Annotated in this window: 14 protein-coding genes; 5 read left to right on the top strand and 9 right to left on the bottom strand. The window is 56.2% G+C overall.

What is annotated here, in order from left to right; genetic code table 11:
* Window positions 1–379: 379 nt before the first annotated feature.
* Window positions 380–1,753: a nucleotide 5'-monophosphate nucleosidase PpnN gene (gene ppnN / locus POR16_RS07805; protein WP_024670760.1), complete on the top strand. Its 1,374-nt coding sequence runs from the start codon at window positions 380–382 to the stop codon at window positions 1,751–1,753.
* Between the two features lie 51 nt (window positions 1,754–1,804).
* On the opposite strand, the gene POR16_RS07800 is transcribed toward ppnN, so the two are convergent.
* Window positions 1,805–2,674 carry a helix-turn-helix domain-containing protein gene (locus tag POR16_RS07800; protein WP_005890024.1) on the bottom strand — a complete coding sequence of 290 codons (870 nt, stop codon included), beginning with the start codon at window positions 2,672–2,674 and terminating at the stop codon, window positions 1,805–1,807.
* A gap of 152 nt (window positions 2,675–2,826) precedes the next feature.
* Between POR16_RS07800 and pobA the strand changes: the two genes are divergently transcribed.
* A complete protein-coding gene (gene pobA / locus POR16_RS07795; RefSeq protein ID WP_005890023.1) occupies window positions 2,827–4,011 on the top strand; it encodes a 4-hydroxybenzoate 3-monooxygenase in 1,185 nt (394 codons plus the stop codon).
* Window positions 4,012–4,058: 47 nt separating this feature from the next.
* On the opposite strand, the gene POR16_RS07790 is transcribed toward pobA, so the two are convergent.
* The 3 genes from POR16_RS07790 to POR16_RS07780 all read right to left on the bottom strand — a co-directional run bounded on the left by POR16_RS07790 (window position 4,059) and on the right by POR16_RS07780 (window position 7,824).
* Window positions 4,059–5,300, bottom strand: coding sequence for an ATP-grasp domain-containing protein (locus POR16_RS07790; RefSeq protein ID WP_024670761.1), 1,242 nt, complete (start codon window positions 5,298–5,300; stop codon window positions 4,059–4,061).
* 31 nt (window positions 5,301–5,331) lie between these two features.
* The gene (locus POR16_RS07785) at window positions 5,332–6,582 is read right to left on the bottom strand and encodes an ATP-grasp domain-containing protein (RefSeq protein WP_005890021.1); all 1,251 of its coding nucleotides are present in this window, start codon (window positions 6,580–6,582) and stop codon (window positions 5,332–5,334) included.
* Window positions 6,583–6,723: 141 nt separating this feature from the next.
* Entirely contained in the window at window positions 6,724–7,824 is a 1,101-nt protein-coding gene (locus POR16_RS07780) for an amidinotransferase (protein ID WP_005890020.1), read from the bottom strand.
* A gap of 572 nt (window positions 7,825–8,396) precedes the next feature.
* On the opposite strand from POR16_RS07780, the gene POR16_RS07775 reads away from it, so the two are divergent.
* The 3 genes from POR16_RS07775 (at window position 8,397) to POR16_RS07765 (ending at window position 14,146) form a co-directional block, all read left to right on the top strand.
* The gene (locus tag POR16_RS07775; protein WP_005890019.1) at window positions 8,397–9,722 is read left to right on the top strand and encodes an MFS transporter; all 1,326 of its coding nucleotides are present in this window, start codon (window positions 8,397–8,399) and stop codon (window positions 9,720–9,722) included.
* A gap of 342 nt (window positions 9,723–10,064) precedes the next feature.
* Window positions 10,065–13,463, top strand: a complete 3,399-nt coding sequence (locus POR16_RS07770; RefSeq protein ID WP_154897049.1) for a toxin VasX — start codon at window positions 10,065–10,067, stop codon at window positions 13,461–13,463.
* Window positions 13,460–14,146, top strand: coding sequence for a hypothetical protein (locus POR16_RS07765; RefSeq protein ID WP_005890016.1), 687 nt, complete (start codon window positions 13,460–13,462; stop codon window positions 14,144–14,146). Before POR16_RS07770 ends, POR16_RS07765 begins: the two co-directional genes overlap by 4 nt.
* A gap of 61 nt (window positions 14,147–14,207) precedes the next feature.
* Here the strand turns inward: POR16_RS07765 and POR16_RS07760 are convergent, their stop codons facing one another.
* The 5 genes from POR16_RS07760 to POR16_RS07740 form a co-directional block, all read right to left on the bottom strand.
* Window positions 14,208–16,445: an ATP-binding protein gene (locus POR16_RS07760; RefSeq protein ID WP_055003557.1), complete on the bottom strand. Its 2,238-nt coding sequence runs from the start codon at window positions 16,443–16,445 to the stop codon at window positions 14,208–14,210.
* The gene (locus POR16_RS07755) at window positions 16,442–17,056 is read right to left on the bottom strand and encodes a biliverdin-producing heme oxygenase (protein WP_005890010.1); all 615 of its coding nucleotides are present in this window, start codon (window positions 17,054–17,056) and stop codon (window positions 16,442–16,444) included. The genes POR16_RS07760 and POR16_RS07755 overlap by 4 nt, the downstream gene beginning before the upstream one ends.
* Before the next feature lie 341 nt (window positions 17,057–17,397).
* Window positions 17,398–19,431 carry an LTA synthase family protein gene (locus POR16_RS07750; protein ID WP_005890007.1) on the bottom strand — a complete coding sequence of 678 codons (2,034 nt, stop codon included), beginning with the start codon at window positions 19,429–19,431 and terminating at the stop codon, window positions 17,398–17,400.
* A 10-nt stretch (window positions 19,432–19,441) separates the two neighbouring features.
* Window positions 19,442–20,062 carry a hypothetical protein gene (locus POR16_RS07745; protein WP_005890005.1) on the bottom strand — a complete coding sequence of 207 codons (621 nt, stop codon included), beginning with the start codon at window positions 20,060–20,062 and terminating at the stop codon, window positions 19,442–19,444.
* The gene (locus POR16_RS07740) at window positions 20,059–21,357 is read right to left on the bottom strand and encodes a sialidase family protein (protein WP_024689798.1); all 1,299 of its coding nucleotides are present in this window, start codon (window positions 21,355–21,357) and stop codon (window positions 20,059–20,061) included. The genes POR16_RS07745 and POR16_RS07740 overlap by 4 nt, the downstream gene beginning before the upstream one ends.
* Between the last annotated feature and the right edge of the window lie 25 nt (window positions 21,358–21,382).

Below are 21,382 nucleotides of genomic sequence, written 5' to 3'. Positions count from 1 at the left end.
GATGGGGACGGCAGGCGACCAAAGGTTTTGCAACTCCTGCCCGGACGGATTGTCTGCCAATGACACGCAACAAAAAGCGTATCAGGTCCCTTTTTTGCAGAACGTCCAAAAACACCATCAGCTAACAGACTCCTCGAAACGGGTCAGGTTCACTATCGCCCTGCGCTTGCGTCAAAATTCAGCCGCACGGTGGCCGTGAGCAAGTCCCTGCTTTCAAACGAATTCGGCTCTGGCGCGACGTTTGGCCCTCAAATCAGGCTCCGGCACTGTGCAACGTTTGCTTTCCCGTGCAAGTGCTGTAGAAAAGGTGTCACAGGCGTGAGTGCCGAGCGCACTCACCATCCTGATGCTCGACTGCATCGCTCTAATGGAAAATAGAATGCTCTCAAGACAAGTGATTAACGCCACCGTAAGCCCGAAAGGCAGCCTTGAAACCCTGTCGCAACGTGAAGTACAGCAACTCAGCGCTGCAGGCTCTGGCAGTACCTACACCCTGTTTCGCCAGTGCGCACTGGCCATCCTCAATACCGGCGCCCATGTCGATAACGCCAAGACCATTCTTGAAGCGTACGAAAGTTTTGAAGTCCGCATCCATCAACAGGATCGCGGTGTGCGCCTGGAGCTGCTCAACGCTCCGGCCGATGCTTTCGTTGATGGAGAAATGATCGCCAGCACCCGTGAAATGCTGTTCAGTGCGCTGCGCGACATCGTCTACACCGAAAGCGAACTGGACAGCCAGCGCATCGACTTGAGCAATTCCCAGGGCATTACCGACTACGTATTCCACCTGCTGCGCAACGCCCGTACCCTGCGCGCCGGTGTCGAACCGAAGATGGTGGTGTGCTGGGGCGGCCACTCGATCAACACCGAAGAATACAAGTACACCAAGAAAGTCGGTCATGAACTGGGCCTGCGCAGCCTGGACATCTGCACCGGCTGCGGCCCGGGCGTCATGAAAGGCCCGATGAAAGGCGCGACCATCGCTCACGCCAAGCAACGCATAGTGGGCGGTCGTTATCTGGGCCTCACTGAGCCTGGGATCATTGCTGCCGAAGCGCCGAACCCGATCGTCAACGAACTGGTGATCCTGCCGGACATCGAAAAGCGTCTCGAAGCGTTCGTGCGTGTCGGCCACGGCATCATCATTTTTCCGGGCGGCGCAGGCACTGCCGAAGAGTTCCTGTACCTGCTGGGCATCCTGATGCACCCGGACAACAAGGACGTACCGTTCCCGGTGATCCTGACCGGCCCGAAAAACACCGAACCGTACCTGCAGCAACTGCACGCGTTCGTCGGTGCCACGCTGGGTGAAGAAGCGCAGCGGCATTACCAGATCATCATCGACAACCCGGCAGACGTAGCGCGGCAGATGACCCAGGGCCTGAAGGAAGTAAAGCAGTTCCGCCGCGAGCGCAACGATGCGTTTCATTTCAACTGGCTGCTGAAAATCGAAGAGAGCTTTCAGCACCCCTTCGATCCGACCCACGAAAACATGGCGAAGCTGCAGCTCAACCATGACGTACCTGCCCACGAACTGGCCGCCAATCTGCGCCGCGCGTTCTCTGGCATCGTTGCCGGTAACGTCAAGGACAAGGGTATTCGGCTGATCGAAGAACACGGCCCGTATCAGATCCAGGGCGACCCGTCGATCATGGGCCCGCTGGACAAGCTGTTGCAGGCGTTTGTCGACCAGCACCGGATGAAGTTGCCGGGTGGCGCGGAGTATGTGCCGTGCTATCAGGTCGTTGCCTGAACGCTTAGGTAACACGCTGTCGATAAACGGGGCGCGCTCAGCGCCCCGTTTCTATTTCTGCTGACGAAACTCTCGGGGCGATTGGCCAGTAGCGCGCTTGAAGAACCGCGAAAAATAGGCGGGTTCGGAAAACCCCAGGCTGTCGGACACCTGATTGATGGTCATGGTGGTGTAGATCAGGTTGCGCTTGGCCTCGAGCAGCAGCCGCTGGCTGATGATCTGCAACGCTGACTGGTTGCACAGGCGCCGACACAGCGCATTCAGATGAGCCGCGCTGAGGCCCATCGCCTGCGCGTGCTGGTCGATGGACCAGTGCTCGCGAAAGCTTGCCTCCAGTTGATGCATGAACGCCTGTAGATGCTCGCGGCCACGGTCAAGCGAATGAGTTTCTTCGCCAGCGTGCGCGCTGCAGCGCCGGCTCAGCCATACCACCAGTACATTGATCAGCGAATGCAGCATCAAATCGCGACCGGCTCCGGGTTGCCGGTATTCGCGCGCAATGGCGCTGAACAGCGTGTCCACATAATGGCTGTCTGCGCCCAAGGAGTAGCAACGCGCCGTGCTCATCGCAGTGATGTCGAGCGCCGTCTCGAGCTGCTCTACCAGCGGTCGCGCCAAGCTGAGAATGTGCCCCTGAATGTCTTCGGCAAACCTGAAAGTGTGGACGCTCAATGCGGGCACCACTTGCAGCGAAGGCGTCTGGACCTCGCTGATCATGTCCTCGACCTTCAACATCGCCTTGCCCGATTGCACATACAGCAACTGGACCAGATCGCCATGCCGGTGCGGTTTGATCTCCCACTCGTGCATCTTGCTGCGCTCGGGTATCGACTCGCAGTGGATCAGGTCGGGCGTGGGCCAGGCCGTGGTTTCGCCGTAAAGCTTGAAAACCGGTATCGCTGTGACAGCAGGTCTGGCCATGTCGCCCTCCTCGCCCGAACCCCTGAAAAGTCCAGATAATTCGCTGAATATTGCCTTCTTATCTCGATGGCATCCATTAAAAATGCAGGAGACAAAAACAATCACATCCCGCTGGTTACCGCCGGCAGGGATCAATAGACAGGACTATCGCCATGAAAACCCAGGTTGCCATTATCGGTTCAGGTCCTTCCGGGCTGCTGTTGGGCCAACTGCTGCAGCGTGCCGGCATCGACAACGTGATCGTCGAGCGCAAGAACCCGGACTATATCCTCTCGCGCATCCGCGCTGGCGTGCTTGAGCAAGGCATGACCGACCTGCTGCGTGAAGCCGGGGTCAGCGAGCGTATGGACGCCGAAGGACTTATTCACGATGGCTTCGAGCTGGCCTTCGACGGTCGCTGCGAGCGCATCGACCTGAAAAACCTTGCCGGTGGCAAAACCGTGACGGTCTACGGCCAGACCGAAGTCACCCGCGACCTGATGGCTGCTCGCGCGTCTATCGGGGCAATGACGGTTTATGACGCAGCAGACGTCAACGTCCATGACCCAAAGACCGACAGCCCTTACCTGACCTTTGTGAAAGACGGCGAGACCGTGCGCCTCGACTGCGATTACATTGCTGGCTGCGACGGTTTTCACGGCGTGTCCCGACAATCGATCCCGTCTGAAGCACTGAAAATCTTCGAGCGCGTCTACCCGTTTGGCTGGCTCGGCGTGCTGGCCGACACGCCGCCGGTCAATGAAGAACTGGTTTACGCCAACCACCCGCGCGGCTTTGCCTTGTGCAGCATGCGCTCAGCCATTCGCACCCGTTATTACGTACAGGTCAGCGCTGACGAGAAGGTCGAAGACTGGTCGGACGATCGTTTCTGGGGTGAATTGAAAGCCCGTTTGCCCGCGCACCTGGCAAAACGCCTGGTTACCGGCCCGTCCATTGAAAAAAGTATCGCGCCGCTGCGCAGCTTTGTGGTGGAACCCATGCAGTACGGCCGCCTGTTCCTGCTCGGCGACGCTGCACACATCGTCCCGCCCACCGGCGCAAAGGGCCTGAACCTCGCGGCCAGTGACGTCAGCACGCTGTACCGGATCCTGCTCAAGGTCTATCGCGAAGGCCGCACCGACCTGCTGGAAAAGTACTCGCAGATCTGCCTGCGCCGCGTCTGGAAAGCCGAGCGCTTTTCCTGGTGGATGACCTCGGTGCTGCACAACTTCCCAGGCACCGACGCCTTCAGCCAGCGCATTCAGCATACCGAACTGGACTACTACGTCGGCTCGGAAGCCGGACGCAGGACCATTGCCGAGAATTATGTAGGTTTGCCGTATGAAGCGATTGAATAGTGAGGGCACCGGACACATAACCTAATGCCGATACCGAAGGCGTCGCTTTACAGCTCGGACGCTGTATGAACACTGTAACTGTCCACAATATGCTTCAAGTCCCGAGCAACGCTGTCTCGATCTCCGCAGAATACAAAGGCGCCCAGACAATCCTTGTGGCAGAAAAACTCGCCTGAAGCGATATCGCCAACTTGCGCAATAGTCTTCATCTTCAGGGTTGGCAGAGTTTCAATGCTCGGCAGTAGAACCTGAGTAACGTGAAGTTTTTCTCTGGCGAGGTGTTTTTTGGGGAATGTCATATAACCGAACGCCTCGCCCGCACGTTCAACATGTAGCGCATCGACAAGCCCTAACTGAACGGCAAGGTGAATGAAACGCAGGTCTATCCCATGAGCGATTTTTATCATATCGACAGTGGAAGCCCCACCAGGCCGATAGGCAATTTCAAGCAATTCAAAGCCGTTGCCAGCATCACCAAACGCTTCGATATGGTAAACACCATCAGGCCCGTCAAAAGCGGACAACACACGCTCGATGAAGGGCCGCCAGAGGTGCTGGATATCTTCTTCGGCAAGTGAAAAATAACCCAGCGGGCATTCGGCGAGATAGTCGATGGGTTTACCCAGGTACTCTCCCGCCGCAAGGAATGCCAACTGCCCTTTCAGAACGACCGCGTCCAACTGATAAAGAGGCTGCGGGTTGTAAGTTTCGATCAGATACTGGTGTTCGTTCATGTCCTGATAGTCATCACTAGCAGGGGAATATGCCTCGAAAAGTTGCTGAGCCTCAGTAATGATTTTGACCCCGACAGCGCCCGCCATGGACCGAGGCTTGAGGATGACCGGAAAGGTCACTGCCCCGCGGCTAATGTCATCCACGGTGATTTCTCTTGCTGTCGGGATATCGAATGTCTGGGCAATGTGCTTCATTCGTTTTTTATCACGAAATCGTGTCGCCATGTCGAACGTCAACCCAGGCAACTGCCAATAGTCATTGGCCCACGCAGCGATGTATACGGCAAACTCATCATTCGGAATGACGGCCGTTACGGAATAGGTGTTTGTGATCTGACTGAATACTTTTTCGACGTCTTCGTGAACGGCAAAGTCCCGGACCACAAAGTTGCCATCGCGCTTCAGCTCCTCTCCAGCCTGACCCAGAAGATCCTCCAGAAGGTAGATGAACGTCCACGCAGGGATCGGGTAACGGCTCCTGATTCTGGCAACTACCTCGCTGACATCCAGCTCGGAGGAAACGATCAGAATAGTGTTTGGCTTACGTATGTCGATCAACTGGCAGCCCTTCTGAAAGTGGTTGTCATTATTGGGCAGAGGGCTGTTTTTCAGCCGCAACCTGTACCGAATAATGTTCGTTCAGGTAACGCACGTCCCGTGAGACAAGGTCGCGATCCCCACAAAATACGAAAGACCCCAGCGAATCCTTGTAACAGTAGAATTTTCCCGATGCGATGCCACCCAGAGTCGGTACGGCGTGAGTTCTCAAGGTGGGCATGTTTTCGAGAGGAGGCAAGGAAATCTGAGTGACGTAAAGCGCTTCAGCGGAGAGATGTTTTTTCGGAAAGGTCATATAGCCGAAGGCTTGCGCGTTGCGCTGGATATTGAGCGGCGGATTCAGACCCATCTGCGCCGCAACATGAATAAACTGCAGGTCCAGCCCATAGACCATCTCGATCATCTCGACAATGGCTGCTCCACCTGGACGATAGGCAATCTCCAGAAGTTCTGCACCTGCACCTGCGTCCGCAAACGCTTCGATGTGATACACGCCATCTGGCGCATTGAATGCAGTGAGTACCGATTCAGTAAAATGCCGCCAGGTGTGCTCGATCATCTCATCGGTGACAGACAATACGCCGACGGGTTTTTCGTGCTGAAAATCCAGGGGTTTACCCAAATATTCGCCGACCGAGATGAACGACATCACGCCGTTCAGCACCACACAATCAATATGGTAAATGGTATTGGGATTATACTGTTCAATAAAATATTGACGTTCATTCATGTCTTGGTATTCGGCGTACCAATCGACATCCATCTCATGAAGCTGCGTTGCATCAGAGAGTATCTGGACGCCCTCAGACCCCGCCAGAGAGCGCGGTTTGACAACCACAGGAAACGCGACCTGCCCGCTTTTGATTTCATCCAGCGTGATCTCTTTTGCCGTCAGGATGCCGGCCTGCTGGGCGATCTCTTTCATTCTTTTTTTATCACGAAACTTCCGCGCATTCTGGCGAGTTATGCCAGGCAGCGCCCAACGGTCATTGGCCGATGCCGCGACGTAAAGAGAGAACTCATCGAAAGGGACAGCAACGGAAACACTGCAGTACCGGGCAATGTTATCCAGTGCGGCCTCTACCTCGGCTGAAACGGAAAAATCAGATACGATGAATGTTCCGGAGCATTTCAACGCCTCGCTTGCCACGCCCAGATAATCTTCCAGCAAAAAAACAAATTGCCAGTCGCTCAGGTCATACACCGCCTTGATGTTGTCTATTGTCAGTGCAACGTTCAACTCGGAAGAGACGATCAGTACTGTTCTGTTGTGATGCATTTCAACGCCCCGTCGCGGTAATTCGATTGCTCGAATCCCCTTAAACTGCTGATGTGGCAGAGCCTGGGTTGGGTACCCGGCGCCTGGTTAAACGTACGCCTCCCCTGCACGCTGGGGAACAGGGGAAGCGGCACACAACCGTCAGATATAACGCTTCAGACTGCCGCTGCGTTTTACATCCAGCGTGGCGCAGTGAAAAGAACCGCCGAATGTCTGGAAATGTTTAAACGGACAGAGGATGGTTTTGAAACCCCACTTCTGAAATGCACTGATCAGCGCGTCCTCGTCTTTTTCAACAACGACGGTCCTTTCATCCAGCATGAGCACGTTGGTGTGAATCCACTTGGACGTGATGTATAGCGGATGATCATCTGGCAGCGTAGAGGGCGGTGGATTCAGAATTTCCCAGTCTTTGAAAATATCGGGAATCTGTGGCACCCAACCTTTGTTAATAAGTACACGACCCGGCGCCAATGGCAATATCGTCGTGTCGATGTGCATGGGCCCCGGTTCTTCGAACTCATAAATGTGAATATGGTACTCCGGCCCCAGTGTTCTGCGCAGCCATTCAATCCCTTTATTATTGGTCACGTGACTCCGCTGCCCGATAATGTCGCGCCCCATTTTCATGAAGTCGGCGGCATCAAACAGCGGTTCGACTTCCGTGATAATGGAATTAAACGGAATGTCCTGTTCAAAGTCGTAATCCGTTTTCCACACCGCATCCGTCAGCATCGGTTTGGGCGCGGAGATCCACTCGGCACCTCGAGTGAAATAGTCATTCAATATGTCGCGGAACGCGAAAGTTTCAAAGTAGCGGCTGCGCCAGGCCATGGGCACTTCGATAATCTTCTTGCCGATTGCAAAAAGACAGTCTCTCGGCATGGCGGAATAGAAAGTGCCGCCAGTGGTAAAGTGGGGCGTCATGATAGGCTGATGGTGATTCGTCTCGTTCGGCCTTCTTACCCTGATGCCTTCGGCTTCCAGAATCTGGGCCAGGGTATTCACTTCCTGCCTGGCTTTGACAAGCAACTCCTCCGGAAACCGTCGCCCGGAGTACGTTTGAAAAAAGTCACTGGACTCTTGGGGGATGATGGCTTTTAAACCGGTGTCCCACTCTGGCACACGAATATCGTCCATGATGCCAACGATGACTTCTTCGAGCGGGTCCCACTCGGTATAGACTTCCACGGGGCTTTGAGTATCGGAAAAGAAAGGAGGTTCTTCTTTTTGAAATAGCATGGCTATCCTTGACGACTTATTCAGGGTACTCGAACGTCGCACAGCAAAACAGGTCGACAGCGAAGACGACGTACGACATCCGTTATTTTCGAAAGCGGCTCACTGACTCAGGCTTCAACTCTTGGGCGCAGAACACATCATTGCCCATCGCGCATGGTGCACCTCCCTGTAAGATTAAAAAGGCACGCTTAATAGCTGCGCCTTGCGTTAAAAATTAAAACAGTACTGCCCTGCCATCTAAAACAGCCCGTACAAACGTGGAAGAACCGGCATTTTTGTATTAACCGCATGCAAACAACGCCAGGCAACTACGCTCAGGAAGCGCGTTGCAAATGCCCCTCAGTGGTTCGAACCATTCGACTGGTTCCATGACAAATCTTCAAAAAGCCGGTCATCCGGCCCAACAAGGCCCGACGCTCGCCACAGCGTGAGCCCCCGGGCATTGTGCAATGACACAACGCATGCCTCGCACAGGCATGCAAAACCCCGAAGCGTTTTCGCCATCCGCACCTTATGATCAGGTGTGCACCCGGCAACTCCCCTAAAAACAAAACGCACAAGGACCACGCGCCATGACCCCTGTTTCAAACCACAAGGCGGGCGACGTTGAAGGCAATCATGTCTACCGTCGCATTACCCTGCGCCTCATCCCGTTTATCTTCATCTGCTACCTGTTCAACTACCTGGACCGCGTGAACGTCGGCTTCGCCAAGCTGCAAATGCTCGACGCGCTGAGTTTCAGCGAGACGATCTATGGCCTGGGCGCGGGGATCTTTTTCATCGGCTACGTGTTGTGTGGCTTGCCCAGCAACCTGGCGCTGAACCGCTTCGGGCCGCGTCGCTGGATCGGTTTGATGATGATCACCTGGGGCATTTTCTCGACCTGTCTGCTGTTCGTCACCACACCGGTCGAGTTCTACGTGCTGCGCTTTCTGACCGGCATGGCAGAAGCCGGCTTCTTCCCCGGCATCGTGCTGTACCTGTCGCGCTGGTACCCGAACCAGCGTCGCGGGCGGATCATGGCGCTGTTCATGTCGGCAATCCCGGTATCCGGCCTGCTGGGCGGCCCGTTTTCCGGATGGATCCTCAATCATTTCGCTGCAGGCCAAGGCGGTATGGCAGGTTGGCAGTGGATGTTTCTGATTCAGGGCCTGCCGACAGTGGCACTCGGCGTGCTGGCCTTTTTCCTGCTGTGTGACAAGGTCGAAGACGCTCGCTGGCTGACACCGGACCAGCGCCAGCGGGTAAAGGCCGACATCACCCACGATGAACTCAGCCGCCCGGTACAAGGCACAAGCTCGGTGGCTTCGGTGCTGACCATGCCGTTCATATGGATTCTCGGGTTTATCTATTTCTGCATTCAGAGCGGTGTCTACGCGATCAATTTCTGGCTGCCGTCGATCATCAAAAATCTGGGCTTCAGCGACGCGCTGGTGATCGGCTGGATCAGCGCCGTGCCGTATCTGATGGCAGGCGTTTTCATGCTGCTGGTCGGCCGCTCCGCCGACCTGCGCAATGAGCGCCGCTGGCATTTGGTGGTGCCGATGCTGATGGGCGCAACTGGCCTGATCATCGCCGCCAACTTCGCGACTGTGCCTGTCATCGCCATCCTCGGCCTGACCATCGCCACCATTGGCGCCCTGACCAGCCTGCCAATGTTCTGGCCGTTGCCAACCGCGCTGCTGAGCGCCAGCGTCGCCGCAGGCGGCCTGGCGCTGATCAACTCGATCGGCCAGATGGCAGGCTTTCTCAGCCCGTATCTGGTGGGCTGGATCAAGGATCAGACCGGCTCGACCACCCTGGCGCTGTACTCACTGGCTGCGCTGATCATCGTCGGCGGCATAGTGGCCTTGCGGGTCAGTCGCACATCGGCGGGTAAGGTGACTTCGGCAAGCTGAGTTTTAGCGCCACCCTCCTGTTTGGCCAGGCCTTATGCCTGGCTTTGCTCACTTTACGCTTGTCTCAAAAAACCTGTGATGCGCAAACTTTTGCGCACCACGTGGCCGGTCAGACCGACCAAGGCTTATATAAAAGCCCGACAGTGCGTAAACGAGCTTGCGCAGGTAAGTGCAAAAGCCTGCGCACTATTTAGCTCTTTTTACCGAGAGTATTGAGCTTGTCTTTGTTTCTTTCAGCCTATGACCTTGTTTTAAAACGATAAAAATATTATCGGCACAGTTCTTGGTATGCAGCTCTTTCAGTAGGCGGGTGAACGACCCGCTGCACAGAGAGTTTTCCGCATGACCGATAAAAACGGCACACGCCAGCAACGACGTGCGGCCTGTTTCGCCAGGACACCGGCTACGGCCACCAGCCTGTGCCCGTTCCGCGGGCCCAACGTCGCCATCGTGCCAGTGCGTTATGCGCTGGATCGCTCGCGGTATGACGTCGCGCCCGGTCAACTGAAGCCGCTGCCGAAAGACGGCAAGTGGGCCCGCCAGCCGCCGTTGAAAACGCGCAGCCATACCCTGCGCCAACTGTACGACGGCTATGTCTACGTGTTCGACGAAACCGCCGACACGCTGCACGAATACGCGGCTTCAGCCCTGAGCGGTCAACTGAGCCGTATTGTCTGGGCCGAGGCACAGATCGGCAATGACCAGCGAAACGGCGCCAGCGACGGTAAACCCTTCCTCTTCTACCCGCGCCGCAACACGCTGCACATTGCTTTCTCCCCCATCCAGTGGACATGGCGTCTCTGCGAACACATGCGCTCCAATGCCCCAAGCCGCGCCTTGTGGATGAAAGCGCTGGACCTGGCCCGCTACTGCACCAGCATGGCCGAGCCCGATACCTTGCCGCTGGACCGCATCGCAGAGGCCGTGGCGGATATCGACCTGGGCCACGTGATTGACGATGGACGTTTTGCAGATACGTCGGTCCCCACTGCCCGCCCATTGTCAGAAGACCCAGACGCACAACCGTCATGGGCCCCATTGGGGGCTGACGTCTTCTGGCAAGGCAGCGTTGACGATCAGGACAGCGCCTTGGTCATCGCCCTTGATGACCCTCTGGCCGTTTTCAACGATCTGGGCATGCAGCTGGCAGCCGATCAGGCGGCGCTTCGGGATTGGCAAAGCGAACACGAACACAAGATCCAGATCGCCCAGACCGTCGCCACCCTGTGCGGCGCAGAGAGTGAAACGGATAAACTGCCTGCCTCGGTGCGCGACAATACGCTACGAACGCATCAGTACCTGAGCGAGCTAGAAGCCTACTTTGAACAGTGTGATTTTGAAGCAGCACAGATAGGCAGCAACACCGTCCCCGGAGGCTTGCTGTTTTTGCCGGATGTTTTCAAGAGCCCGGATATGCGCAAGTCGATTAAAGCGCGTTACGGCAGTAACCCTACTGAAGAGGGTGCGCAGGTCTGGAAAGATCGTCACAAATGGCGTCGCGAAGTCGATCTGACAGGTGCGCGTGAGTACCTTTTGCAGCATCTTCCAACCCGAGACAGGCTCCGGCAACAAGTGCGCGACACGCAAAGCGATTTCCGCCTGTGGTCGACACACATAGGTACAGAACCACTCAAGCTGTTCATCGACACCACCAACCCGGAAGCCCTGCTGTATTTGCAGACGACCATGCTCAACCTGCAGATCATATACGCTCAAGACAGCGCAGCCAGCGCCTGGCTTGCCGAGCAGGAAATCAACACCAACAGCCTGTTTGGCACCCTGCGCTATGGTTTTTCAGCCGCGCTCAAACAGGCTCTGCATGAGGAAGCCGATGCGCTGATCAATGGCCTTGGCGACGTCACCAACCTCGCCACTCGTATTGGCGAACTCAATGGCGCGCTCAACCATCAGGGTTTTGCCGACAAACCGTGGATGAAGGCACTGAAACAGCCTGTCCAGGACACCTTCAAGGCTCTCGGCGAACTGGCCAGCGGTGCAGGCAAGGCGACACTCGAAAGCATCTTGCTGGCCTGGGTGCCCATCGACAGTCACATGGCCCTTGGCAAGCAGCAGAACATTGTCGCGTTGATTCGCACACTGTTGATCGGCCAGATCCTGCTCGACTCGCCTGCGCGTATCGCGATCAACCAGCAGATGCTCATAAAGTTCAAACAGTGGGTACGCGAATGGCAAGTGCTCAATAGGCAGATCAACGATATCCGGCGCAGCTGGCTCTATCCAACGGCTTACAACACACGGCAAAGCACCTCCCGCAACCTGCACGCCCATATTCAGAAACTTCGTCTGCACGAACTAAGCATGCCCGCCCTGCTCGACTTCCAGAACAATCAGTATGCAAAGCAATTGCAGGACGAAATTCGTCAGTACTTCCAGTCCGGCAAAACCCTGACCAAGGACTGGCTCGCCCGCGCCAAAGGCTGGACCGACCGACTTGGCGGCACGGCAGGCACGATCACCTGGGGCGTGGTCATGCTCAACCTGATCAATACCGCCTTCCTCTATCGGGACCTTACCCGGGATGGGGATTTCAGTACCAAGGACATCGGCAAGGTGACGTATGGATTGGGCTACAGCTTCAATCTGTTGATGGCGGTGTTTGTTGAAGCGCCGTGGGCGATTATCAGCACGGCAAAGCCACTGGTTATTGGCGGGTATGACGTGGGCATTCTTGATAAGTCGGCAGCTTATTGGAAAGCACAGGGTAACGCAGTTTGGGGTGATGCTATACGCGGGTTCAGGGGCTCGATGGTTGCGATGGGTGGGTTTGGGCTAGCGGCGGTTACGCTTGAACTATTTGATGTTGCAGATGATTTTTACGCAGCAAAAACGTCAGAGGAAGAATATGGACTTCGTGTAAAGTGGTCTTCCGTATTAATGATGGGATTAGGTTCTGCAGCCCAATTGTTCGCAGGTTTTTTCCCCGCTAGCGCTTTTGCGATAATCGCGATGAATCCATGGTTCAGCGTAGCTCTGTTCGCAACGGGCTTTATCTATTTCCTTGCTACGATGGCCCTTAATTACTTCAAGCAAGATAGTGTTGGCTGGTGGCTACGCAAGTGCTGTTGGTCCAATACCGCGAACTATCGCTACGCCGAGACTGCCGATGGCGAGCATGAAGAAGTGCGCGCGTTGATGGAAATTCAATTATCTCCGCAGGTCCATGTAAAAAGCACCGTGAATTATGAAAACCGTTATCTTGGCAAAGGCGATTATTACAGCGTCGCGGTACAAAATGGTGCTGGAGTACAAGTGCGATTGCCAAACGTGTTACGCGGGCAGACCGTGCATTTCAATGTCATCAGCAGCAAGCGACCATTGGACGTGCTGACTGTAAAAAAAATAAACCAGCCAATATATGAAGCTTTTTTGGACCGCGGGCAATTCAGGAACACCGAACAGTTCGGGATGCTTACCAACAAGCCTGCTGGCAAGGCGAGTGAAGACTTTACCTACCCCCGCATGCCACCTGAAAACGAAGACCTCATCTGGGAAACCTGGGTGCCGCTCGACAAGGACGCAACGTACCTTGAGCTGCAACTCTGGTACCCGGCCAATCTTTTAAATCCTGGCGGAGACGATAGAAGCTATCTGTTTCAGATGGAGCTTGGTATACGAGGCGATACGTCTATTGACGGCCTGGCTGCTGTGGAACTCGAGGTAAAGGCATCAAGCAGGATCGGCGCTCTGCCCCTGGAAGTCGCAGAGGGCACACCTGTATGACACAGCTAGAAAAAGCTCTGAATCTGCCGAAAGGCAAAGACATCCTAAACTGGAAAATAAAAACCTTAGCGAGATCACCTAAAGAAATCATGATCACGCAGCTTGGGTTTACCGCCTTCCATGTAATGGCAAGCTCACTTTTTATTTGGTTAGGCTGGGTAATGTTTTCAGACAGCCCGTCCTCTCTCGTTTGCGTAATACTTGCACTTGGAGGCCATCTTGCCTACTTTATAGGCCTGCTCATCCGCCAAAAAACCATCTACAACTACACCCTGAAAACCGACGGCGCTACGCTCGAGTATTACTTCCACTACCCAGACTTTGCCTCAAGTTTCTTTAAGGGCATCGCCATATCCGTCATCCTGATATTCGTTTTCATCGCCCTTCTCACCGGATCACTGCTCTTCCTGATCGGCCCGGTAGCGATGGCCGTTATCGCAGCCGTCAAGCTGCTGAATTGGGAAAACCCCGTCCACCATCGACAAACCGCCCCTTGGCACCTGCATGAGTTTGTGACGATTGATCACAAGCGGTTAATGATCATCATTCACTGCGACGACGTCACCACAGGATTCCCTGCCCGCTTTCCCAGTAAGGAATTGATGAACAAATACCTGGCGTTTCTCCACGAGGTACTTCCCGAAAGTACGGAGTACACCGAGAAAGCCTCGAACTGGAAGTAGCCATCGTAGGTTGATGACAAGGCCTGAGTGATCAACTCATCACTCAGGCCCTGTCAGGCAATCAATGCGCGATCGGCACTGTAAAGCGGAATTCGCTGCCCTGCCCGATCTGGCTGTGTGCCGCCAGCTCGCCGCCGTGGGCCTTGATGATGCCTTGGGAGATGTACAAACCGAGGCCAGTGCCGGTCGGGTTACCTTCCTTGACTGTCCAGTAGCGCTCGAAAATATGTGGCAGTTGCTCAGGCGGAATGCCTTCACCGGAGTCAATGACGGTGAACACGATCTCGCTGCCGTTGGACATCGCCGCTACGCCGATCCTGCCCTGCTTCGGGGTGAACTTGATGGCATTGCCAATCAGATTAGACAGCACCTGGAACAAACGCTCCGGGTCTGCGTTGACCTTGATATCCGGTTCGGCGCTGAAGGAAATCTCGATGGACTTGTCCATCGCCAGCGGCGCAAGCAGCGTGTAGGCCTCTTCGAATATCTGGCTGACTTCCAGCGGTTGTGGGGTGATGGTGTAGCGGCCGGCTTCGATTTTCGAGGTGTCGAGCAAATCCTCAAGCAACACGTTCATCCGGCTGGCGGCCTGCTGCATGGTGTCGATGGCCGTGGAAATGCGACGCGAGGTGTGTGGACCATCAGAGCTGAACGATTTCTGCATCATCCCGCAGAGCATTGAAATGACCGTCATCGGGTTGCGCAGGTCATGGGAAACGACCGCTACCAGCTCATCGCGGGCACGAACGGCCTGTTGCTCCTTGCTCACCTGCCTGGCGAGGTCATTTTCCAGCGCAGAGCGGCGCAGGTCTTTAGCCGCAAATACATCACCATGACTCCACTTTGCAGCAATCCCGGTCATCTCGACCTTCCAGATTTCAAACGAAGTGCGGGGCCGAAGACGCATGCCGGTATCCGAACTTTCCATGTTCAACGGCTTTTCCGGATCTCCGCTCCACTGCACCGTCTCCTTGACCTCGGGACGAAACCAGATGACCCCGTTGTCCACCGGTTTGGGCAGGCTCATGGCCAATACGCCACTGGCAACTGGCTGGTAAACCTCGGCGGGCGCATAGACACTAGAGAGATGATGACTGGCATATACAGGCTCGCCGCTCGACATCATCCAGGCATGCAACGCCCGCACATCGGCAGGCTCCGGGCAGTTACCGAAACAATGCGTATGACGGTCCTCGATGATCGCTACGCCCGTAGCACCTACCAGATCCATCAACAGCTGCGGCTGCTGTGCCAGCCCATCGAACACTTCTGCGCCGGATGTCGCCATCAGTTGATGCAGTTGTTGCAGGGTCTGAACCTTGGTCTCGCGCTGGCGGCTGACTTCTAACGCTTCCATGGCGCTGATCTGCAGCGACAACACCTGGCCAATCGCCTGGCATGCACTGCGCAGTTCGTGAGACACGTACAGCGGCGTGCGATGCCCGCAGCTGATCAGCCCCCACAGCTTGCCGCCCTGAATCAACGAAACACTCATTGAAGACAGAACGCCCATGTTTTTCATGTATTGGCAGTGAATCGGAGAAACACTGCGCAGCGTCGAGAAACTCAGGTCGAGCTGTGTTTTGGTGTCCGGGCGCAGTTGCGGCACCAGAGGCACAGGCGTGTAATCGGCGTCCGGAATGATGCGCAGCCAATTGCGGCGATACAGTTCGCGCGCCTGCTCGGGAATATCCGAAGCCGGGAAAAACAGGCCGTTGAACAATTCCATCGAAGGCGCCGACGCTTCAGCAATGACCTGACCGTGGCCTTCCTCTTCGAAACGATAGATCAACACCCGGTCATAACCGGTCATCTTCTGAATTTCGCGAACGCTGACTTCGTAAAGCGTCTGCAAGTCGCTGGCTGCATGCAACTGACGCAGCATGCGGCCCATGTTGCCGGTGCGCTCGGAATAACTGACTGCCTGGGTTGCCTTGTCCTGAATTTCGAGCTCCAGCACCAGAACGTTCTGACTGCGGTGGAGCATGGCTTCGAACTCGACGCCATTGGCCGACATCAGCAGGCGCGGCGCATCGGCGAACGAATCATGGACGCTTGCGCTTTTGATTACTTCAGCCCAGCCAGACCCAAGCACACAGTCAAGCGACTTGCCCAGCAGGTGTTCCGGTGCCTGGCCCAGCACTGTCTGCACGTTAGCGCTGACCTGCATGATCGTCAGCTCGGGTTCGGTCAGAGTGAACAGCACACCATGAGGCTGGATGGCGCCCGGAAACTGGATGGGCTCATCCGCGCAATTAGCCAATAGGACTTCAAAAGAGTCCTTGTCGAGTTGGCTCATAACAGTACCTCTTGACCGCCGAGCCAGTGCTCGAAACATGAAAATGTGGAGTGCGCTGCCACGGCAGCCGCTTCTGTAAAAACAACGTCTCGCGGTACGTTATCAAGGTAGTTCAAAAAAGCCTTCCAGCGCGGCCCTGTCTGGACACCATACACGTCGAGAAAAGCTGCCCCGCTCTGTTCATCCAGCCCGATGCGCTTGAGTATCTCGCGCCGCAGCACTTGCCCGCCCAGCGTTGCCCCTTCCAGCACATACATGACCCCCAGGCAGGCACCGGGCGAATCGATGACGGGCAGTTGCATGCAATGCGGAAGTTGTCCGATCTGATGTTCGGACATCTCCAGTGCTCGCAAGTCCTTCACCAGCACTTTCGTTTTGATCCGCTCATCCGGGGAGAGCGCACAGGGCACCAGACCACTGTCATGAAGTGCCACTTCGAGAGGTGCATAAAAGCCGTAGTAAGCCTGGAGTAAACGAAGGTAAAGAGCGTGGTTCAGAACCGGTGAAAAAAACGGCATGCGTTTTTCGAGTCGAACGTGCAGCTGTTTCGTTTCAGCGCGAAGTGCGTCAAGCAACTTCGGCGGGGTGACGCTTGAAGAACATGCCGGCATCCAGGAAGGCTCTTGAGTATGCGATAGACGAGAATCACATCCGAACAGAAATTGGCGGCCAAAATACAGATTCAACGCTAAAACTGACAGTTATTTCCTGTATTGGCGATGAAATGCCCTTTCGCTGAAGAAAACAGCCGACGCTGAAGACCGGCTGTTTCAATCGTCCGGTAATCCGCCGTCAATAATGGCGATAAACCTCAACAGGACGTTCTCTGTAATTCAATGGCCACTGATTCCATCATGCGGCGTTTTAACATCATCCAGCACAAGAGTGCTATCGCGCAAGCACTGGCCCAGTCCGGCGTGACCTGTGGCTGACCAGTGCATCGTTTTTTGGCTCAGCGTACATTCTGGTAGAGCATCATTCGTGAGGTTTCATGCAGGCCACGGGTGAGGTCATGCAACCGCTGAAACTCCTGTGGATGCTGCCCGGCCACATTGTCCAGCGGCGTAGGCGAGGACAAATCGTGAAGGGTTGGCGAACTGCCGTCGTGCTCCATTTGCAACAGGAAGTTGCGCGTCACACCACCGATCAGTGGAAACGTGCCTTCGCGCAGAACCAGCGGCACGACACGTTCGCCCTCAGGGGCAGGCTGCTGAATGTCACGCCCCATCGTACCGCTGGTGAACGCCATACCGGTCATGCCCGCCAGCGTTGGCAGCAAGTCCGCCAGGCCGACGGCTTCGTCGATCACTCGCGTGCCGAGCAGGCCTGGGGCATGAATCAGCAAAGGGACGTTATTACTTTCAAGCCCCAGTTGCTCGAACGCAGGAGCCATGTGCGGGATCTGGCTGATACGCGTGTTGTGGTCGCCGAACAGCACGAAAATGGTGTTCTCGTAATAGCCGCCCGCCTTGGCTATTTCCATCAGCCGGCCGATATTGAAGTCCAGCAAGCGCACGGCGTTGTACTGTTCGACACTGCGCGACCCTGACGCCTGCACTTGCTCCAGGGTCTTGTCGCTGACCTGAAAACCATCATTGTTTTCAGGAATGGTGAAAGGTCGGTGATTACCCGCGGTCTGCACGTAGGCAAAAAACGGTTTGTCTGCCGGCAACGCACGCAGGATTTGGTCGCTTTCCTTGAACAGGTCAAGGTCGGAAATACCCCATACGTCCACCTGCGGCGACTTCCAGTCTCGTTCGTCGTACAGGCGCACATCATCGATGCTGCGGCGGATCAGCGCGTTCATGTTGGCCCAGCCCGAATTGCCGCCAATCATGTACAGCTTCTCGTAGCCCTTGAAGTCATTGATGATGGTGTGTTGGCGCGTCAGCAGCGGATGACGCGTCGCTGTTTCCTGACGAGTCACGTCGGGCACGCCGGTGATACTCGCCCAGACGGTTTTCGCAGTGCCCGTGACCGGCACGTAAAAATGCTTGAAGAACCAGCTCTGCCTGGCCAGGTGATCGAGGTTCGGGGTCGGATTGAGCGGGTTACCGTATGCGCCGACCGCACTGGTGCCCAGTGACTCGAGCATCACAAACATTACGTTTGGCGGCCGTTCTCCCGCCAATTGGTAAGGCTGGCCGGCCTGAGGACGCTTGAAGCTCAACGTTCGCGCATCGGGCTGCTGCACGCCGAGGTAATGCGCGATCAACGGATAATGCTTGCGCACCTGAGCCTCATCGAAGTGTGACTGCGCAACCTTGAGCGTGTCGTACAAGAACAGCACCGGATTGAGCCCGACGGCCGCCAGCTGACTGTTGCCAGAGAAAAACGCATCACTCCAGCGCAACGGCACCGGGTTTTCCAGATTGAGATTGTCGACACGGCCCAGCAAACCGAGAAACGTCGCACAGGCCACCAAGGCAGATACCGACACCACTGACGCGCGCTTGATCGGCCTGGCGTCACGATCCAGGGTCAGACGTTCAAGGCGCAGCAGTGCCCAGCCCAATACGGCGACGGTCAACAGCCAGCCGGCAGTAATCCACAGCACAGGGTACGTTTGCCAGAGCATGTCACGGGATATCTGCGCGTCTTCCAGATAGCGCACCACGCTGGCATTCAGCCTGACCCCGAGGTAGGCGTAATGACCAAAGTCGACGATGTAGATCAGCGTCAGAACCGCCAGCGCGAGAATCAGGTAACCCCTTGAAAGCCAGCGCAGGGTCGGCACGCTGATCAGGTTCCAGCGCGGCAACCAGAGCAACATAGCGACCGGCAGCAAAACAATCAGCGTCAGACGCAAGTCGAAGCGCAAGCCGATACCCAGCGTCTGCAGCACTTCATTGCGGGAAAACAGCATGCCCGGCTCGATGCCGGAAAACCCGAAGAAAAACACAATTCTCAGCAGCGCCGACACCAGGAACACCAACAGCACAGCGCTCAGCCAGTAGCGCAGTCGTCGCGATTGCAAAGCACTCATTCTTGTTCCTCTACACGTTGCCGGCAGACACGCCAGCTGAACGACGCTGACCTGTTACTCGACGATATATAAAACGGACAGCCAAACCCAGCAAAGCTGCGCAACAGCAAAGCCCGAGAAGTGGGTCGATCAGGTAATCCCAATAGTTTTCCGATGGTTTTATCCTGAACGTGAACGCCAGCGTGGCGACGGCCAGCATCGCCACGGCCAGTGTGTTACGCAGACAGACCAGCCCCAACGCAATGAAAGCGACGATGATGATCATCGGCCTCGGGTTATACCCCCAGCGGTAGGGATCGAAATAAGTCAGGCCCAGCGTGGCCGGGTACAGCGTCAAGGCCAGCAGTGCGAAGACCAGCAACGCCATGAGCCGCGGCGAAACAGCCACGGGCTTCAAAACGCCCAGCCTTTGCAGCACCAGCCAGCCCAGCAGCACCAGAGTGCTGATCGCCAGATCATCGGTCAGGCTGCGGGCATAGGCAGCCATCGATAGCCCGTCAACCGGCATAACGCTCAACAACGAGGTCACTGCAAGCAGGCCGCAGCGTCGCCAGAGCGATGAGGTCAGAGGTGCCAACAGAATAAACAGTCCCCAGGCAAACGCCAGATGAGCCAAGCCCAGGGCGATCATAAGAGCTGCTCCGCCAGCCAGGCTTCGTTGAAGCTGACATGTTTGATGAAGGTGTTATTCCACGAGTAGACCAAGTGATAAAGGCCCTCCGGACTGCGGATGAAATAAGGGTATTCGTACTCGAAATCACAGCCTTGCGGCGAACAGACACGCTGATCCAGGTTACTCAGGAATTCTGCTTCCATTGGCTGGCGTCGTACGCCGCTGGAGCTTCGAAAGCCCTCGCCGATGACTTCCTTGTAGGCATCCAGCGCGAACGGCGTGCCCAATGGATCAGGTGATTTATCGAAGTCCATCAGCGGTCGCCAGACGTTCATCTGCTCGTCAGTGCCATACAGGCTGAGTTTGAAGCGGCCTTCGCGCAGGTCATTGAGCGCCACCAGCAAGCCCTTGCCCGGCACGCCGACCGCCGCCAGGGACGAGTTGGGGTTGCTCGGGGTCAGCGGATACGGCTCGCTCCAGGTCTGCCCGCCATCTTCAGTGCGGCTGGCAAGTACCCGGTGGAAGGTTTCCCCGGCGTAACGCAGCAACGCCACGCCACGCTGCCCGTCGAGCGGCACCACGGTCGGCTGCAGAGAGTTGTTGCCGCGACTGATGCGAAACTTGTCGATCACCTCGCCGTTTGCGCTCAGGTAGAGGTATTCGGCGAACTTGCCGAGAAACTCGTGATACACCGGCATACCGATTGAGCCATCGGCGTGAAACACCGGTGCGCCACGGACCAGCGTGCTGATGTTCAGAAACGGCGAGGTCACCAGTTGACGCGGCGGCGACCAGTTGGCGCCCATGTCGCTGGAGACCATCGCGTTGACCGAGCTGCCGGCCCAGCCGCCCACCGACACAGAGACATAGAACAGCCACAAACGGTTGTCCGGAGCCAGCGCAATCACCGGGTTGCCGAGCTTGCGGATGTATTTGCCGGTACCCGACTGGGTGGATTCGCGGGTCGCCAGGACTTGCTCGCCGCCCCACTCTTCGGTACGCGCATCGAAACGCGATGTACGAATCTCGACATCCCCAGCGCCTTCGCGGGAGCCGGCAAACCACACCGACATCAGGTCGCCGCCGGGCAGCGCGGTCACGGCTGAAGAATGTACGAAATCGTTCAGGTCAGAGGAGGCGAAACGCGAACTGTAGGACGCCTTGGGCGCAAGGCTTTCAGTACCCACAGGTGCCGGGGCCACCGCAAATCCGGAAATCCGGTGCAACGGATGGCTGAGCCATGCGCTGAGAAAGATCGCTACGACAATCAGGGCTGCGCTCCATGCAGTCAGGTTTCGGGAAATAACAGGCATCAGGAGGCATCACTGTGATGAAGGG

This window comes from Pseudomonas coronafaciens pv. oryzae str. 1_6 (genome assembly GCF_000156995.2).
Classification (GTDB): Bacteria; Pseudomonadota; Gammaproteobacteria; order Pseudomonadales; family Pseudomonadaceae; genus Aquipseudomonas; species Aquipseudomonas tremae.
Note: the sequence above shows the minus strand (reverse complement) of the source record. Positions and strands in the feature narration are given on the sequence as shown.

Coding starts and splice junctions, on each gene's coding strand:
- POR16_RS07765 (WP_005890016.1), top strand. CDS start 13,460: ATGACACAGCTAGAAAAAGCTCTGAATCTGCCGAAAGGCAAAGACATC.
- POR16_RS07755 (WP_005890010.1), bottom strand. CDS start 17,056: ATGCCGGCATGTTCTTCAAGCGTCACCCCGCCGAAGTTGCTTGACGCA.
- ppnN (WP_024670760.1), top strand. CDS start 380: ATGCTCTCAAGACAAGTGATTAACGCCACCGTAAGCCCGAAAGGCAGC.
- POR16_RS07780 (WP_005890020.1), bottom strand. CDS start 7,824: ATGCTATTTCAAAAAGAAGAACCTCCTTTCTTTTCCGATACTCAAAGC.
- POR16_RS07745 (WP_005890005.1), bottom strand. CDS start 20,062: ATGATCGCCCTGGGCTTGGCTCATCTGGCGTTTGCCTGGGGACTGTTT.
- POR16_RS07775 (WP_005890019.1), top strand. CDS start 8,397: ATGACCCCTGTTTCAAACCACAAGGCGGGCGACGTTGAAGGCAATCAT.
- POR16_RS07800 (WP_005890024.1), bottom strand. CDS start 2,674: ATGGCCAGACCTGCTGTCACAGCGATACCGGTTTTCAAGCTTTACGGC.
- POR16_RS07760 (WP_055003557.1), bottom strand. CDS start 16,445: ATGAGCCAACTCGACAAGGACTCTTTTGAAGTCCTATTGGCTAATTGC.
- pobA (WP_005890023.1), top strand. CDS start 2,827: ATGAAAACCCAGGTTGCCATTATCGGTTCAGGTCCTTCCGGGCTGCTG.
- POR16_RS07740 (WP_024689798.1), bottom strand. CDS start 21,357: ATGCCTGTTATTTCCCGAAACCTGACTGCATGGAGCGCAGCCCTGATT.
- POR16_RS07750 (WP_005890007.1), bottom strand. CDS start 19,431: ATGAGTGCTTTGCAATCGCGACGACTGCGCTACTGGCTGAGCGCTGTG.
- POR16_RS07770 (WP_154897049.1), top strand. CDS start 10,065: ATGACCGATAAAAACGGCACACGCCAGCAACGACGTGCGGCCTGTTTC.
- POR16_RS07785 (WP_005890021.1), bottom strand. CDS start 6,582: ATGCATCACAACAGAACAGTACTGATCGTCTCTTCCGAGTTGAACGTT.